Source organism: Mycobacterium sp. (assembly GCF_002863225.1).
Classification (GTDB): Bacteria; Actinomycetota; Actinomycetes; order Mycobacteriales; family Mycobacteriaceae; genus Mycobacterium.
Genome location: NZ_PKEK01000055.1, coordinates 1 through 16,147, shown reverse-complemented (window position 1 = coordinate 16,147; position 16,147 = coordinate 1). Strand labels below are relative to the sequence as shown.

At 67.8% G+C, this 16,147-nt stretch carries 13 protein-coding genes and 1 tRNA gene; 3 read left to right on the top strand and 11 right to left on the bottom strand.

Annotated features, from left to right (window positions below; genetic code table 11):
- Positions 1 to 334: HNH endonuclease signature motif containing protein (locus CYU59_RS19110; RefSeq protein WP_293001538.1), on the top strand; the 334-nt coding region annotated here is incomplete at its 5' end.
- 61 nt (positions 335 to 395) lie between these two features.
- Here the strand turns inward: CYU59_RS19110 and CYU59_RS19105 are convergent.
- From CYU59_RS19105 to CYU59_RS19060, 10 genes are all read right to left on the bottom strand, one after another.
- A complete protein-coding gene (locus CYU59_RS19105; RefSeq protein WP_293001536.1) occupies positions 396 to 3,647 on the bottom strand; it encodes an arabinosyltransferase domain-containing protein in 3,252 nt (1,083 codons plus the stop codon).
- Positions 3,647 to 5,533: a galactan 5-O-arabinofuranosyltransferase gene (locus CYU59_RS19100; RefSeq protein WP_293001534.1), complete on the bottom strand. Its 1,887-nt coding sequence runs from the start codon at positions 5,531 to 5,533 to the stop codon at positions 3,647 to 3,649. The genes CYU59_RS19105 and CYU59_RS19100 overlap by 1 nt, the downstream gene beginning before the upstream one ends.
- The gene (locus tag CYU59_RS19095) at positions 5,534 to 6,316 is read right to left on the bottom strand and encodes a decaprenylphospho-beta-D-erythro-pentofuranosid-2-ulose 2-reductase (protein ID WP_293001532.1); all 783 of its coding nucleotides are present in this window, start codon (positions 6,314 to 6,316) and stop codon (positions 5,534 to 5,536) included.
- Positions 6,317 to 7,711: an FAD-binding oxidoreductase gene (locus CYU59_RS19090; protein ID WP_293001530.1), complete on the bottom strand. Its 1,395-nt coding sequence runs from the start codon at positions 7,709 to 7,711 to the stop codon at positions 6,317 to 6,319.
- Positions 7,712 to 7,802: 91 nt separating this feature from the next.
- The gene (locus CYU59_RS19085) at positions 7,803 to 8,213 is read right to left on the bottom strand and encodes a GtrA family protein (protein ID WP_293001528.1); all 411 of its coding nucleotides are present in this window, start codon (positions 8,211 to 8,213) and stop codon (positions 7,803 to 7,805) included.
- 119 nt (positions 8,214 to 8,332) lie between these two features.
- Positions 8,333 to 9,163 (bottom strand): ABC transporter permease, encoded by an 831-nt coding sequence (locus CYU59_RS19080; RefSeq protein ID WP_293001527.1) that lies wholly within the window; start codon positions 9,161 to 9,163, stop codon positions 8,333 to 8,335.
- A complete protein-coding gene (locus CYU59_RS19075; RefSeq protein WP_293001526.1) occupies positions 9,160 to 10,062 on the bottom strand; it encodes a glycosyltransferase family 2 protein in 903 nt (300 codons plus the stop codon). Before CYU59_RS19075 ends, CYU59_RS19080 begins: the two co-directional genes overlap by 4 nt.
- Complete coding sequence (locus tag CYU59_RS19070; protein ID WP_293001525.1) at positions 10,059 to 10,856, bottom strand: ABC transporter ATP-binding protein; 798 nt, start codon at positions 10,854 to 10,856, stop codon at positions 10,059 to 10,061. The genes CYU59_RS19075 and CYU59_RS19070 overlap by 4 nt, the downstream gene beginning before the upstream one ends.
- Before the next feature lie 8 nt (positions 10,857 to 10,864).
- The gene (locus CYU59_RS19065; RefSeq protein ID WP_293001524.1) at positions 10,865 to 11,389 is read right to left on the bottom strand and encodes a bacterial proteasome activator family protein; all 525 of its coding nucleotides are present in this window, start codon (positions 11,387 to 11,389) and stop codon (positions 10,865 to 10,867) included.
- Complete coding sequence (locus CYU59_RS19060) at positions 11,386 to 13,392, bottom strand: DUF6541 family protein (RefSeq protein ID WP_293001523.1); 2,007 nt, start codon at positions 13,390 to 13,392, stop codon at positions 11,386 to 11,388. The genes CYU59_RS19065 and CYU59_RS19060 overlap by 4 nt, the downstream gene beginning before the upstream one ends.
- Positions 13,393 to 13,501: 109 nt before the next feature.
- Here CYU59_RS19060 and CYU59_RS19055 point away from each other — a divergent pair, with 109 nt between their 5' ends.
- Positions 13,502 to 14,698, top strand: a complete 1,197-nt coding sequence (locus CYU59_RS19055) for a cysteine desulfurase-like protein (RefSeq protein WP_293001521.1) — start codon at positions 13,502 to 13,504, stop codon at positions 14,696 to 14,698.
- A 101-nt stretch (positions 14,699 to 14,799) separates the two neighbouring features.
- On the opposite strand, the gene CYU59_RS19050 is transcribed toward CYU59_RS19055, so the two are convergent.
- Complete coding sequence (locus CYU59_RS19050) at positions 14,800 to 15,780, bottom strand: NAD(P)H-quinone oxidoreductase (protein WP_293001540.1); 981 nt, start codon at positions 15,778 to 15,780, stop codon at positions 14,800 to 14,802.
- Between the two features lie 154 nt (positions 15,781 to 15,934).
- Here CYU59_RS19050 and CYU59_RS19045 point away from each other — a divergent pair.
- Positions 15,935 to 16,021 (top strand) — tRNA-Ser (locus CYU59_RS19045).
- The last annotated feature ends 126 nt before the right edge of the window (positions 16,022 to 16,147 follow it).

Below are 16,147 nucleotides of genomic sequence, written 5' to 3'. Positions count from 1 at the left end.
CTGCGCGGTTGCGGGCTGCGGGGCCACCCGCGGTCTGCACGCACACCACATCCGGCACTCGGAAGACGGTGGACCCACCGATTTGGCGAACCTGGTCCTGGTCTGTCCGTATCACCACCGGCTGCACCACCGCGGTGTCATCACCATCACCGGACCCGCCCACGAGCTCACCGTCACCGACAGCTGCGGTCGACCACTGAGCGCGAACTCGCTGGCACGTCCACCCACCCTCGCCCCGCCCGCTGTCCCACCATGCCCCGGGCCCACCGGCGAGCGCGCCGACTGGTGGTGGTACGACCCCTTCCAACCGCAGCCGCCACCGACGAACAACTAGGTTGTCCACGGTTCCGGTCGACCTGCCACACCCCGAGGCGCAAAAAGCCGACGCGCGGCTGTTAACCCCGTCTGAGCGGAGCCGGGCTCCACAGGCCGCTGCGGGTCGCCGACCCCAGGTCGAGTTCGGCCGGGCCGGCATTCGGGTAGTACGGCGTCAACTGCTGCAGTGCGCCCCAGTCACGCGACCAGTCGTCCTTCAGGTACGTCGAGACGGTGTTGGCGCGCACCAGCAACTCGGTCACGCCCAGCGGGCCGCCGCCGTTCTTGTCCATCACCGGTGAGTTGGCCTCGGCCCCGAACCGGTCGGGCAGAATGCGCCACTTCGGCATCTCCTCGACGCCGTTCTGGTGCCCGAACGGCCGCTGGCAGGGGAAGGCCAGGCCGACCAGCCAGTCCAGCAGCACCGGATCCGACGAGCCGACCACGTCCTGCAGCGTGCGCAGTCGCGGGATCCGCGGCGGGGTGACGGCGATCCAGTGCTGCGGGTCCAGATCCTCGTCGCTGACCACCACCCGCACCTGGGTGGCGTCGGCGGGCAGGGCGGACAGCGGCGCCCGCAAGTTGCGCCAGGCCGGCGCCGCACCGACGTCGGCGAGCCCGGTCGAGCCGCCGGGCTTGTTCTCGGCGGCCTGCCGGTCGTTGGCCCACTGGATCTCGACCTCGCCGTAGTTGAACCGGCCCGCGGCCGAGACCACCAGCAGCGGCCCGGACGCGTCGCGGGCGGGGAGCCGGTACCACGCCGAGCGAACGCGGGCCGGCAGCTGACCGCCGGACCGCCAACTGCCCAGCACCGGGGTGTGCGCCGGATTCAGGCCGTAGGGCAGGCGCGCGCGTGAGCCGTTGATGCCGGGCGCCGCGGTGGTGCCACCCTCGTTGCCGGCCTCGCCGTTGGTCACATTCCCGTCGTCGCTGACGAAGCTGCGGTCACCGGGGCGTTCCATCACCGGGTCGGCGGACACCGACGACGGAATGCCGTTGGCGTCGAAGCCCTCCGCGAAACCGTCGGCCAGCGCGTCCTTTTCATCCGACGAGACCGGCTCGAGCATGCCCGCGTTCGGGTCCTGCTCGACGAGGACGTCGGTGGCCAGCCCGCAGGTTTTTCCGGCCAGGGCCTGGAGATTGGAGCGGCCCACCGACCACGCCGGATACTGGTCGGTCATGCCCAGCGTCAGCGAGAGCACCTGGAAGAACACCAGCGCCCAGGCTGCAATCGCCAAGGGGGAGCGCAGGATTCGGCCCAGTCGCGAGTCGTTCGGCGGGTCGGCGTCGCTGCCGCTCTTGACGAAGTGCAGCCAGGCGGCCAGTAGTGCGATCAGCAGCGTCAGCGCGAGGAACCCGGTGGTGAAGCCGAAGTGCCACTGCGGGAACGCATTCGACCACGGCACACCGAAGTTGGAGACGTACCACCAGCCGTTGACGCTGGCGAACGACAGCGCGACCACGAACAGCACCACCACGGCGAACAGCGTCCGGTTGCGCCGCGAGCGCATCGCCACCGCGGTCACTGCGACGGCTGCCAGCGCGCCCAGTGAACCGGCCAGCCCGGCGAACACCCCGAAGTGGTGCGTCCACTTGGTCGGGGTGAACATCATCGCGATGAACGAGATCACCGTGATGCCGATGATGCGTCGGCTCGGGCCGGCCGCGGTGCCGGGAATTCGCCCCTTGCGCAACGTCATTGCCACCGAGACACCGAGTGCGACCAGCAGCACCAGCAACGCGAACCGCCGCGCGACCGACCCGTCGGGACTGGCCATGAACAACCGCTCGTAGCGGATGTGCTCGTCGAACCAGCTCAGGCTGGGCCCCAGCGCACGCTTGAGCGAGGTCGCCTGCAGCTCACCGGCCAGCGTCTGGTCGCGGAAGATCAGGATCGCGTTGACGCTCACCGCCGCGACGATCGGCGCCAGCAGCGCCACCACCCCGAAGCGCTGGGAGCGGCGGTGGATGATCGTGCGCAGCGGGCCGATCGCCACCAACAGCGCCCCGATCGAGGCGATGCCGGTGGGTCCGGAGAACAGCGTCAGCGCCCCGATGATGCACGCCGCCGCCACCGGTAGCAGGCGGCTGGTGGCCACCGCGCGCTCGACCGAACACCAGGTCAGCAGGATGCCGACCGCGATGATCGGCTCGGGCCGCAACCCGTTGTCCAACGGCAGCCAGACCGCCAGGAAGGTGCCCGCCGCCGTCCACGCCGCCGCCCGGGAGGTCTTGACCGCGTGACCCAGCCGCGGGATGACTTCCCGGCTGATCACCCACCAGCAGGCCAGCGCCATCAGCAGGGTCGGCAGCCGCATCCAGATGCTCGCGGTGGTGACGTGGGCCCACAGTGCCAGCAGGTCGTAATACCAGCCGAACGGCGCCTCGGGGGTGCCGAGCCAGCGGTAGTAGTTGGCCATGTATCCCGCATGCTCGGAGACCCGGGCCATGGTCAGGATGTAGCCGTCGTCGGCAGTGTTGGCGCCGACGAAATGCCACCACACCAGCACGAGCGCGACGAGGCCGTCCAGCCCGCTCAGCGACCACCAGCGCGGCGGCAGGAAGCGGCGGTGCCGGGTGCCGTCCGAGGTGTCCAGCACGTGCAGCGCGATCAGCGCGGCGAGGGTCAGAACGACGCCCAGCACCATCGCGGCCATCTTCAGCGGCGTCGGCGACGTGCTGTAGCGGGTGTCGATCGTCGCGGAGAACGTCAGGCCGGGCGGCGCGGGTCCGCTGAGGTCGGTGAAGACCCCGACGATCTGCGGCCGGAAGTCATAACCGCTGCGCTCGCCGCGCAGTGCCGCGCCGGGGTGCTCGGCGTTGGGGCCCTGGGTGAGCCCGACGAATTCGCCAACGACCCGGTCGGCGTGGGCGGTGAAGACCAGCTTCTGGCAGTCCGGGCTCAGGACCTGGCTCAGCGGCGCGACCACCAGCGGGACGTTGCGCACGACCAGTACCAGGTCGTCGCCGACGCGTTCGATCAGCAGGCCGCGGTCCACCGCCTTCGGGGCCTGCTTGGGGACCGTCGACAGCAGCACGGTCTTGCCGGTTCCGGTCAGGCCGGCCGCCGCCTGGCAGGGGATGCCGATGGTGAGATCTGTGGCGACGTAGCCGATCAGCGGGGCTTCGACACTGCCGAGGACGCCGTTCTGCGGCCAGTTCAGTTGAGCGGTGGTCTGTTTGACCGGCAGCAACGGGGTGGCGATCGCCAGCAGCGTGCCGAGCACCCCGGCGACGACGGCGACGAGACGGGCGGTCCGATGACTCCTGACTGCCTGGCTGCCCACGGGGGTAGATGCTAATTGCTCACCCTCGGTCACCTCGGTAGCCATCAGGGTTTGCGAATGGCCAGGACGAACGGGCCGATCTTGGTCACGGCGAACCGCGGGTCGTCGAAGATCGCGGCGTTGAGTTCGACGGTGTAGCGGCGCACGTTGGGCTGGTTGGGATAGACGTCCTCGGCCAGCCGCAGGGTGTAGGAACTCGAAGCGCCTGCCGAGCCGCCGTGCCGCATCAGGAACACCGTCGGCGCCGCCCACGGCAAGGTGTCCAGCGCGTGGACGAACGGGTCGGCCTTCTTGAGCTTGGCCCACTCGTTGATCGCCGCGGCCCGCTTGTCGAACTGCGCCAGCGGGTTGGCGTAGTGCGACGTCAGCCCCTGGAAGCCGTAGTAGGGGTAGTAGGACAGGAAGCTGTAGTCGGCGGTCAGCACGACGGTCTGGTCGCGCGGCTTGCCGGTCGCGCGGGTGATCGCGCGGTCGATCTCGCCGTAGAACTTCTCCGAGCTGGGCGGACGGCGGTCGCCGCGCTGGCCGTGGCCGTCGGTGTCGGTGTAGGCAATGGTCAGGTCGGGGCGCAGCACGTCGGGGATGTCCTGGCTGAACGCGATCGCGGCGGCCAGCCCGATCGACGCCGCCACCGGAACGACGGCCCACCCCCAGGGGCGCTCGCGCCCGCGCGCCTTCACCGCAGCGGTCGCCTCGACGAAGCCGAACACACCCGCCGCGGTCAGCAACACCGTCAGGGTCGGCTGCAGCCGGAAAGACAGCAACGTGGTGCGGGCCAGCGTGGCGAGCATCGACAGCAGCGACCACAGGTAGACCGCGAGCACGCCCACCGCCAGGCCGCCCGCCCGCACCGACGACCGGGCTCGTACGACCAGCCACAGCGTCCCGAGCAGGCACAACGCGCCGAGCAGGGTGAACTTCAGCATCGGGAAGGTGAGCTCGGCGCCGTCGGCCGGTAGGTAGTGGAAGGCGCTGCCGCTGTTGCTGACCGGGTCGTGGGCGGCGCGCAACAGGAACGGCAGCCAGGTCGTCGAAGCAATGGCCGCGGCGATCGCGGCAATGGCGGCCAGTCGGACCAGTGGGTCCAGCACGGCGTTGCGGCCGTCGCGCCGGCGCGCCGCCGCCAGCGTCAGCGCCATCAGGAACATGGTGAAGGCGCTGTACGCGGTCAGCAGCGTGTACGAGGTCGCCGCGACGCCGAGGAATATCCCGGCGCCGATCACCGCGGCCCAACCACCGGCGCGCGTCGCACCGCGCAGACCCGACCAGGTCAGGACCAGCACCGGCGGCAGCAGCACGGTGATCATCGCCGAGTACGGCTCCGGCGAGCTGTAGGCCAGCGTGACCGCGGCGGTCGCGGTGGTGACCAGCAGCGCGTATTCGAAGCGAATCATCCTCGCCCACAACACCAATGCCATCGCGATCGCGATGGTGATCGAGGTGATCGCCCACGGCTTGAACGTTTCCCAGCCCGGTGTGCCGGTCAAGGCCGCGACGCGCCCGCCGACCCAGAACCAGCCCGGCGGATAGAACGCCGGCAGCCCGGTGTAGGTCATGTCGTGCAGCGTCGGGCTGTCGGTCAAACGGGTCAGGTACTCGGTGCGGAATTGCTGGTCGACCGAGATCCCGAACAGGTAGAGCTTGGTGGCGCCCAACGGCATGCCGAGTGTCACCACCGAGAATGCGGACACCAGCACCACCGCCAGCAGCTGTGCTGCGTACCGACGCCCTCGCCGGAAAACCCAACCGGCGCAGAGCAGTCCGAGGATGCAGCCGACCTGGCCGACCGTGGTCAGCGCGTGCAGCTGATTCGACGACGGAAAGGCAGGCCACTGCACCCGGGCTATCGCGGTCAGCGATATCACCGAGACCGCCGCCGCGAGGGCGACCGCGATCACCAGGTGGCCGACGGTGGCCAGTGCGTTGCGCATCTAGAAGGGCAGCTTGCGGAAGATCGGTCGCGGGATGTGCCGCAGCACCGTCATCAGATAGCGGACCGGTCCAGGCGCCCAGACCAGGTCCTTGCCTTTGGCGGCCGCGGTGACGGCCAGCTCGGCGACGGCTTCCTTGTCGACGGTGAAGGGCGCCTCTTTGGCGCCGGTGGCCTTCCAGTGCTCCAGCGTCGTGGTGGTACGCACCTGCCCGGGGCGGATGACGAGCACGCGAACTCCGTACTCGCGCAACGCTTCTCCAAGGCCGAGGTAGAAGCCGTCGAGGCCGGCCTTGGTGGAACCGTAGACGAAGTTCGACCGGCGCACCCGCTCACCGGCAACCGAGCTCATCGCGATGATGCGGCCGAAGCCCTGCGCCTTGAGCTTCTCGCCGAGCAGCACGCCGACGGAAACTGCTGCGGTGTAGTTGATCTGGGCGATCTGAACGGCCTTGCGCTGGTCTTGCCACAGCTCCTCGGCGTTGCCGAGCAGGCCGAACGCCACAATCGCGACGTCGATGTCGCCGCCGCAGAAAGCCGCATCGATCACCGCGGGGTGGCTGGTGGTGTCGGTGCCGTCGAAGTCGATCCAGTCGACCGACTTGGCACCGGCGGCCTTCAGCTGTGCGATGGCCTTGTCCTTGCCGGGATGGTCGGGCAGGTCGGCCAGCACGATGCGGGCGTTCGCGTTGCGCAGGTAGCGCTCGCAGATCGCCAGCCCGATCTCAGAAGTACCCCCCAGCAGCAGAATGGCCTGGGGGTTTCCTACGGCGTCAAGCACCATTTACAGCAGCTCCAAACGTCGGGCCATGTCCGAGACGAAGACCCCGGTCGGATCGACCTTGCGGCGCACCGCAATCCATTCGTCGATGCGGGGGTACATGGCGTGGAAGTTCTCGGCACTGACCCGTGAGTCTTTGGCCGTGTAGACCCGGCCGCCGAACTCCATGACGCGGGTGTCGAGCTCGTTGAGGAATTCGTTGACGCCGGGCTTGTTCGGGAAGTCCATCGCGACGTTCCAGCCGGCCATCGGGAAGCTCAACGGGGCCTTGTTGCCGGGGCCGAAGAGCTTGAAGACGTTGAGCGCCGAGTAGTGGCCACGGGTCTGGATCCAGCGGATGATCGCCTTGAATTCTTCCAGCGCATCCGGCGGCACCAGGAACTGGTGCTGCGCGAAACCTGTTGGGCCGTAGGCGTTGTTCCATCCGCTGACCAGGTCGAGCATGTGGTAGAACTGCGAGAGGTTCTGGACCTTGCCGCTGTAGGTTCCGCCCAGCCGGTAGTAGACCTCGCCGATCGCCATGAACGACAGCTTGTTCATCGCACTGATCGGAAAGATGTTGGGCACCGAAAGTAGTTGTGGCGCATCGAATTTCAGCGGGTTCTTGGCCAGTTTCGGCGGTAGCTGATCGAGCTTCGCCAGGCTGCCGCGGCTGATCGAGGCCCGGCCGAGCTTAGGCGGCGGGCTGATCAGGTCGAACCACGCGCTGGAGTAGGTGTAGTTGTCTTCGGTGCCGTCCAGGTGCACCGCGACCGTCTCTTCGAGATCGCGGGTGGCGACACCGTCGGCGATGAAGTACGCCGTCTCCGTCGGGGTCATCGCGATGACGGCCCGCAGCACGATGCCGGTCAGCCCGTTGCCTCCGACGGTGGCCCAGAACAGCTCAGCCTCGTCACCGACGGGAGTGAGGCGGCGGATCTGCCCGTCGGCGGTCAGCAGGTCCATCGACACGACATGGTTGCCGAAGCTGCCCGCACTGTGGTGGTTCTTGCCGTGGATGTCGCAGGCGATGGCGCCGCCGACGGTGACTTGCCGGGTGCCGGGCAGCACCGGCACCCACAGCCCGAACGGCAGCGCCGCCTTCATCAACTGGTCCAGGCTCACGCCGGCGTCCACCTCGGCCAGCCGGGAGTCGGAGTCGATCGAATGGATCTTGTTCAGCGGCGTCATGTCGATCACCAGACCGCCGCCGTTCTGGGCGTTGTCGCCGTAGCTACGGCCCAGCCCGCGGGCGATCACGCCCCTGCTTCGAGCCCGCCCGCCCGATTCCGCGACCTGACCGACCGCTTTCGCGATCAACTCGGTGTCCGGGGTCGACAGCACCTCCGCCACCGACGGCGCGGTGCGGCCAAAGCCCATCAGCGGGGTTTTAGTGGTCGAAATGTCGCTGCTCAACATCGTGAAAGAGGGTACCCGCCGCGTCCGGCGACGATGCGGGACGCGCTCGTCTCACCAGAAGCTCGGCTTGGCTCAGCATGCATCGCGGGCGTCAGCGCAGGCGGAAAATCAACGATCGCTGTACGACGAAATTGATCACGGTTGCGGTGCCCTGCGCGATCACGAAGGCCGCGGGCACCCGCCACGGCTCGTGGGCGAACTGCAGGTAGAAGACGTAATTGATGCCCACCTGCACGCAGTAGGTGAGCGCGTAAAGCACGCAGACGGCGATGAACCGGGCCCGGCTGGGTGGCGCCTGGAACGTCCAGCGGCGATTGATCAGATAGGCCGTCGTGGTGCCGGCGATGAAGCTCAGCGACTTGGCGACGTTGACCTGCAGTCCCAGGCGCAACAGCAGCACGTACAGGCCGAAGTCGACGATCGCCGACAGCCCGCCGGTGACGACGAAGCGCCACGCCTGTGTTTTCAGCGGCAACGGGGTGCTCGCCGCGATCTCAGCCATCGGCGCGAAGTCTACGGGGGGTTTCAGCCAGCGAGACAGACGTCAGGGTTGCGATTCTGACGGACGCACAACCGTGGCTGCTGTCTCGCGAAAGCCCAGCCGACTAGACAGCCCAGCGGCTAGACCCAGTAGGCCACCCGCGCGCGGTACTGACGCATCGCGAACGCCGCCACGGCCCAGCCCACGATCGTCAGTCCGATCACCACGACCCAGTGCCGCAGCTCCTGGTGTGCGCCGAGTAGCGGCGCGCGGACCAGATCCAGGTAGTGCAGCAGAGGGTTGAGCTCCACGATCTTCGACCACTGTCCGGCGCCCTGCTGCCGCAGTGTGTCGTCGTTCCAGATGATCGGGGTCATGAAGAACAGCAACTGCACGACGGAGAACAGCAGCGGCCCGATGTCGCGGAAGCGCGTCGACAAGATGCCGAAGCACAACGACACCCAGACGCAGTTCAGCACGATCAGCCCCAGCGCCGGAATCACCGCCAGGTCGGCCCACGACCACGGCTTCGGGTAGATCATCGCGATCACGATGTAGATGACGATGTTGTGACCGAACAGGATCATCTGCCGCCACACCAGCCGGTAGACGTGCACGCTCAGTGGCGTCGGTAGCTGCTTGATCAAGCCCTCGTTGGCGACGAACACGTCCGCGCCTTCCAGGATGGAGGCGTTGATCAGGTTCCAGATGATCAGGCCGAGGGTGACGTAGGGCAGGTGCACCGACAGCTGCAGGTGAAACAGCTTGGAATACAGCCCGCCCATGGCGACGGCGGTGGTCCCGGTGGCGATGGTGATCCAGAACGGGCCCAGCACCGAGCGGCGGTAGCGCTGCTTGATGTCCTGCCAGCCGAGATGCAGCCACAGCTCGCGGCGGCGGTACCCGTCGACCAGGTCACCCCAGGCCCGGGACATCGTCTTCGACTGCGCCGCTATGTCAACGGTTGTCATTCAGAAGGCCTCTCGAACTGCTCCCGGCGGCCCAGCCGGCGCAGCCGCAGCCACTCCAGCAGACCCCTCGGGTCGCGACGGGAAATCAGGAAGAACCAGCCGAACCGAAGCCATTCCTGGACAAGCAGTTTGCGCAGACCCGGCTGCGCCATCAGGTAACCGCGGTTGCGGTAGGTGAAGTAGCGCTTGGTGGCGTCGTCGGGATACTGGGTGTGCATCCGCCCGGCCAGGATCGGCTTGAACTCGTCTGAGCCGCACGGATGCAGGTAGGCCGTGTCGAGGCAGGTGCCGAACGCCAGCCCGGACCGGACCAGCCGGCGGTGGATCTCCACCTCGTCGCCGCGCACGAAGAGCCGCAGGTCCGGGACGCCGATCGCCTCGAACGCCGACGCGCGAAACAGTGCGCCGTTGAACAGCGACGCGATACCCGGCAGCAGCTCCTGGTTGGAATCGGTGCGCAGCTCGCTGACCAGCCGCCGCCAGACCAGTCCGCGGCGCAGCGGAAAGGCCAGCTTCTCCGGGGCGTCGGCATCGCACACCATCGGCGACACCTCGGCCAGGTGATGCTTGTCGGCGCATTCCAACAGCGTGGCCAGCACCTGACTGTCCTGCGGGTGGCCGTCGTCGTCGGCCAGCCACACCCAGTCGGCGCCGAGTGCCAGCGCGTGCAGGATGCCGAGCGCGAAACCGCCTGCGCCGCCCAGGTTTCGGCGCGACGGCAGATAGGTCGTCGGGATGGGTTGGCCGGCGACGAGGTCGCGGACCCGCTCTTCGTGGGCATTGTCGACCACGATCAACTGGTCGACCGGCCGGCTCTGGCTGCTCAGCACGTCCAGTGACTTGGCCAGCAGATCAGCGCGCCGGTGGGTAACAACCACAGCGGCCACCACGGGGCTCATACGCTGTCGCGCTCGGTTTCGGCCAGCACCTCGCGCACGTGCCGCGCGGCGTCCTCGCCCTCGTAGGCACGCACGACGTCTTCGATGCTGCCGGTCTGCTTGATGACGCCGTGGTCGATCCACATTGCGGTCTTGCAGAGCCGGGCCAGAAATTCGTTGGAATGGCTTGCGAACACCAGGATTCCGGACCGCTCGACCAGTTGCTGCAACCGGGTCTGCGCCTTCTTCAAGAAGTCGGCGTCGACAGCGCCGATGCCCTCGTCGAGTAGCAGGATCTCGGGGTCGATGCTGGTGACCACGCCCATCGCCAACCGCACCCGCATGCCGGTCGAGTAGGTCCGCAGCGGCATCGACAGGTAGTCGCCGAGTTCGGTGAAATCGGCGATCTCGTCGACCTTGGCCAGCATCTGCTTACGGGTCTGCCCGAGGAAGAGTCCGCGGATGAGGATGTTCTCGTACCCGGAGATCTCCGGGTCCATCCCGACGCCGAGGTCGAACACCGGCGCCACCCGGCCGCGGACGATCGCCGAGCCGCGGGTCGGCTCGTAGATGCCCGAAAGTAGCCGCAGCAGAGTCGATTTCCCGGCGCCGTTGTGCCCGACGAGTCCGACCCGGTCGCCCAATTCCAGCGACATGGTGATGTCCCGCAGCGCCTCGATGACCACGACGTTGGACGCGTTGCGCCCGATCGAGCCGCCCAGGAAGGTCTTCTTCAGCGACCGCGACTTGGCGTCGAAGATCGGAAACTCCACCCACGCGTCGTGGGTTTCGATGTGCGGACCGGTTGGCGTCACCTGATTGCCTACAGGTATTGGCCTGTGCCGGAACCGGATTGACCGGGTCCGCCCGGCCGGCCGGGTCCCATCGGCAGGCCACGCTGCTCGCGCATCTGCTCGATCTGCGCCCGGGCGGCCATCTGCTGGGCGAACAAGGCGGTCTGGATCCCGTGGAACAGTCCCTCCAGCCAGCCGACCAGCTGAGCCTGCGCGATGCGCAGTTCGGCATCCGACGGGACGCTGCCCTCGGTGAACGGCAGGGTCAGCCGATCGAGCTCGTCCCGCAGCTCCGGCGCCAGTCCCTCTTCGAGTTCCCGGATGCTGGTGGCGTGGATGTCGCGCAGCCGGTTGCGGCTCGCCTCGTCGAGCGGAGCGGCGCGCACCTCTTCGAGAAGCTGTTTGATCATGGTGCCGATCCGCATCACCTTGGCGGGCTGCTCGACCAGGTCGGTGATCGAACGGTCGTCGGCGTCTGGATCGGAGTCCTGCGCGGTGGCCAACAGGCGAGGATCGACGCCGCCGATGACTTCGATCTCGTCGTCGTTACTCAATGCTTCTCACCTCTGGGAGTTGTCGGGGCACCGCGCCATTCGTAGATCCAGGCTTCACCGTTGTCGTAGATCTTCGTCCACCACTTCGATTGGTCTATCGACACTAGTCCGTCAGGCACCTTGAATCCCCGGACCGTGGGCGCGCTGGTCAGGATGTAGCGGATGTTGAGCGCCCGGATGGCGTCCGGTACCAGCGCCCGTTTGTCCGGCAGAACGTTCGGCAACGCGTCGGCGTCGGCGTAGGCCCAGAAGACGAACCGGTTGTAGCCCGGGCCGGTCTGCTGGGGATAGTCGTAGTGGGTCCACATCGGGTGCAGGTCCGCGACGGCGTACATCCACGCGGTGCCGTCGACGTTGGAGTTGCCGATCACGGTGTTTCGCGCACCCGGCAGCGTGGCCAGGTAAGCGAAGGCGTCCAGATCCTTCTGGTTGATGATCACCGAGTCGTACTTGTCGCCGAACAACACCAGATGCCGGTACAGGTAGTGCCGGGCGCTGAGCACACTGGTCAGCACGAGCAGACCGGCGGTCGCCGAAACCCACACCGCGTCAGGGACCGCCGCGGATTTCCGGGCGACGACGCGTTTGGCCAACGCCACCGCGCCGACCGCCAGCGCGAACACCGCGATCGCCGCCATCGGCGTCACCAGCATCGTCACCACCGCCGACAGCCGGCGCGGATCGTTGTAGAAGAACTGGCTGAACACCTCGATCGCGCTGCCCAGCGGATTGTGGAACGGCGCCCCCGAGTAGATCGTCGCCACCGTCAGCAGCAACCAGATCACCGGCGGCCACCAGACCCGCTTGTACAGCAGGATCACCATGCCGATGGCGCTCAACACCACCAGCGCGTACTGGATCGGGAAGTCGTTGAGATGGCGGGTGTGCAGCAGCAGGGCGTCGATCACGCCCTGCTTGACGGTCTTGAAGCTGGGGAATGCGTGGCCGGCGATGATGTCGGCCTGCTTGGCCACCCCGATGAATTGCCGGCCCAGGATCAACACCGCCGGCACCGCCGACGCGGACAGGGTCAGCACGTCGGCGAGCCGTCCCCGCACCGGATGCCACCAGGCGTCCATCAGCCACCAGGCCGCCACGAACAGGATCACCACGAATCCGCCGGTGAGGTGCACCGAGAAGACGCCGACCAGAGCCAGGACCGCCGCCGGTATCCGGTCGCGGTGCGCCAGCGTCGAGGTCACCAGTACGAACGTCGGGATCGCCACGCCGTAGGCCGCCAGGTTCGGCATCGCCGCGGTGCCGAACTCGACGTAGGGCACCGACGTGAACGACGCCGAGAGCGCCGCCGCTGTCGCCGCCACACCCGCCGCGTACCGGGTCCGCGGGCGGGCCAGGTGCCAGGCCAGCACCGCCGCGCTGGACGGGAACAGCCAGACCGAGGCGGCCACCGAGCTGACGGTGTAGCCGGTCGTCGGCGCCGCGCCGGTGAGCTGGCAGTAGACCGCGACCAGCGCGTGGAACACCGACGGGTAGTACAGCGGCCGATGCGTCTCGACGTTGCGCAGCTCGCCCATGTGCGTCGACGACGCCTGACCGGTGTCGAGGATGAATCGCACCGTGTTGGCGTGCCAGACCGCATCCCAGGTGCTGGGGATCGACTGCCAATGCACCAGACCGCGGTAGGCCGCCCACATGATCAGCAACCCACCGAGCAGCACCCCGGCCGCGACGGTCAGCGCCTGCCGTCGGTCAATCGCTTCGTTCTCAGGGCCTGCTGCACTGGCGTCGCGGTAGCCGGCCAGCAGCGGTTGCAGGCAGATCATCACCACAGCCACCGCCGCCAGGGCGGCCAGCGCGGTCCAACCGTTCCACGGAATTCCGATGGCGCCGAACGGGATTATCGCCAGCGCGATCACGCCGTAGGTGAGTGCCGGACCAATCGCGATGGCGATCGGCCAACTTAGCTGGGTGATTCGCCCGATGATCGCCCCCGGCACGATCAGCAAAAACAATGCGATCAGCATTCCGAAGCAAAGCCCCACGCGACTAGTATGGCTGCCCGGGTGACCTGGCTCGGGACGGTGGGGACGTATCCGGGTGCCCGCTACCGTCACGGTTTCACTTATTGCGCATGGCTCTAAGGTGGCTGGTATGTCATACGACGTCGCCCGAGTGCGCGGGTTACACCCGTCGCTCGGTGACGGTTGGGTGCACTTCGACGCCCCGTCGGGGATGCTCATTCCCGACTCGGTGGCAACCACCGTCTCGACGGCGTTTCGCGGCTCATTCCCCAGCACAGCCGGTCCGCACCCCTCGGCCAAACGCAGCGCGGCGGTGCTGGAGGCGGCCCGCCAGGCAGCGGCTGATCTGGTCAATGCCGACCCCCGCGGCGTGGTGCTGGGCGCCGACCGTGCGGTGTTGCTGGCTTCGTTGGCCGACGCGTCGTCGACCCGCGCCGGACTGGGCTACGAGATGGTCGTGACCCGGCTCGACGACGAGGCGAACATCGCGCCGTGGCTGCGCGCGGCGAACCGGTTCGGCGCCAAGGTGAAGTGGGCCGAGGTCGACATCGAGACCGGCGACCTGCCGTCGTGGCAGTGGGAGGGGCTGATCGGCCAGGCCACCCGGCTGGTCGCGGTGAGCTCCGCGTCGGGAACCCTCGGCACGATCACCGACCTACGGCCGGTGACCAAGTTGGTGCATGACGTCGGTGGGTTCGTGGTCGTCGACCATTCCGCCGCGGCGCCCTATCGACTGTTCGACATCGACGACATCGACGCCGACGTGGTGGCGATCAACGCCGTCAACTGGGGTGGCCCGCCGGTGGGCGCGCTGGTGTTCCGCGACCCGGCCATGATCAACACGTTCACCTCGGTGTCGACCAACCCCTACGCCACCGGCCCGGCCCGGCTGGAGGTCGGCTCGCACCAGTTCGGCCTGCTGGGCGGCTTCGTCGCCAGCATCGAATATCTCGCCTCGCTCGACGAGTCGGCTCATGGCACGCGTCGCGAACGGTTGTCCACCTCGATCAAATCCGCGACGACGTACATGGACGGGATCTTCGACTACCTGATGAACTCGTTGCGCTCGCTGCCACGCGTGGTGGTGATCGCCCGGCCGGAGTCCCGGATACCGGTGGTCAGCTTCGCGGTGCACGATGTGCCGGCCGAGCGGGTGGTGCAGCGGCTGGCGGACAACGGGATCCTGGCGATCTCCAACGCCAATTCGCGGGTGCTCGACGTCATCGGTGTCAACGACGTCGGCGGCGCGGTCACGGTCGGTCTGGCGCACTACTCGACGATGGCCGAAGTCGACCAGGTCGTGCGCGCGCTGGCCTCGCTGGGCTGACTAGCCCGGCCCGGCTCGCCGGGGCTGACTGCCCGGCTGGCCGGGCGTTCGCAGGCCAGCGCCCCACTGGCCGGGCGATCGTCGGCCCGGCGCGGGGCTGACTAGACCGTCAGGACGACCTTGCCCGTCACCTCGCCCGACGACAGCAGCCGGTGCGCCTCCGCTGCTTCCTGAATCGTCAGCCGCGCCCCGATCACCGGCTTCACCCGCCCGTCGGCGATCATCGGCCAGACCGACTTCGTGACCGCGGCGACGATCTCGCTTTTGCTGTTCGGTCCGACGGTCGGACGGGCGCGCAGCGTGGTGCCGATGACCGTCCCGCGTTTGCCCATCAGCTTGGCGATGTTGAGCTCTCCCTTTATCCCGCCCTGCATGCCGATGATGACCAGCCGGCCGTCGTTGGCCAGCGCGTCGACGTTCCGGTCCAGGTAGGCGGCGCCCATGATGTCGAAGATGACGTTGGCTCCCGCGCCGTCGGTATCGTCGCGCACCCGCTCGACGAAGTCCTCCTCGCGGTAGTTGATCAGGATCTCGGCGCCGAGGTCGCGACAGAATTCCAGCTTCTCCGTCGAACCTGCGGTCACCGCGACCCGGGCGCCCAGGGCGCGGCCGATCTGGATCGCGTGACTGCCTATCCCGCTGGCCCCGCCGTGCATGAGCAGCACCTCGCCCTCGCCCAGATGGGCCGCCATCACCAGGTTCGACCAGACCGTGCAGGCCACCTCCGGAACGCCCGCGGAGTCCACCAGATCCAGGCCCGCGGGGTGCGGCAGCAACTGACCGGCGGGCACCGCGACGTATTCGGCGTAACCACCCCCGGCCAGGAGGGCGCAGACTTCCCGCCCCGGCGACCAGTCTTCTGAGACGTTGTCGCCGACCGCTTCGATGACGCCGGACACCTCCATCCCCAGCAGTTCGCTGGCCCCCGGCGGTGGCGGATACTTCCCAGCGGCCTGCAGAAGGTCCGCCCGGTTCACCCCGGCGGCGGTCACCTTGACCAGCACCTCACCGCGGCCCGCGGTGACGTCGGGGACTTGCTGCCAGACAAGTCGGTCGGCCGACTCGGCGACGATGCCATACATGGTCGCCACGCTACTAGCCCTGGAGTGTGGTCTGTTCCAAAGGCCATGTCTCGCATAGCATGACGTGATGGCCGCCCTGATTGCCGGCGGGTCAGCGCGGCGTTGAGAGGTTCTGACTGAACATCGGCGCGTGTGCACCGCTACCCTTGTCCGCGGTGGCGTGGCAGAGCGGCCTAATGCACTCGCCTTGAAAGCGAGAGACGGCTAAAACCGTCCGGGGGTTCAAATCCCTCCGCCACCGCTGTGTGATGAGTCGAGTCATAGGTGACAGATGAGTCGCGTCATGGGTTACAGATTCCCCGGCCGTTGGCCGGGGTTTTTGTTTTGGTTGGGCCAGTAGTTTTGGTCGGGGTTGATGTGGTGGCTG

What these genes read in the sequence shown, in the direction of transcription:
- CYU59_RS19105 (WP_293001536.1), bottom strand. Translation starts at nt 3,647, where the DNA reads ATGGCTACCGAGGTGACCGAGGGTGAGCAATTAGCATCTACCCCCGTG.
- CYU59_RS19100 (WP_293001534.1), bottom strand. Translation starts at nt 5,533, where the DNA reads ATGCGCAACGCACTGGCCACCGTCGGCCACCTGGTGATCGCGGTCGCC.
- CYU59_RS19095 (WP_293001532.1), bottom strand. Translation starts at nt 6,316, where the DNA reads ATGGTGCTTGACGCCGTAGGAAACCCCCAGGCCATTCTGCTGCTGGGG.
- CYU59_RS19090 (WP_293001530.1), bottom strand. Translation starts at nt 7,711, where the DNA reads ATGTTGAGCAGCGACATTTCGACCACTAAAACCCCGCTGATGGGCTTT.
- CYU59_RS19085 (WP_293001528.1), bottom strand. Translation starts at nt 8,213, where the DNA reads ATGGCTGAGATCGCGGCGAGCACCCCGTTGCCGCTGAAAACACAGGCG.
- CYU59_RS19080 (WP_293001527.1), bottom strand. Translation starts at nt 9,163, where the DNA reads ATGACAACCGTTGACATAGCGGCGCAGTCGAAGACGATGTCCCGGGCC.
- CYU59_RS19075 (WP_293001526.1), bottom strand. Translation starts at nt 10,062, where the DNA reads ATGAGCCCCGTGGTGGCCGCTGTGGTTGTTACCCACCGGCGCGCTGAT.
- CYU59_RS19055 (WP_293001521.1), top strand. Translation starts at nt 13,502, where the DNA reads ATGTCATACGACGTCGCCCGAGTGCGCGGGTTACACCCGTCGCTCGGT.
- CYU59_RS19050 (WP_293001540.1), bottom strand. Translation starts at nt 15,780, where the DNA reads ATGTATGGCATCGTCGCCGAGTCGGCCGACCGACTTGTCTGGCAGCAA.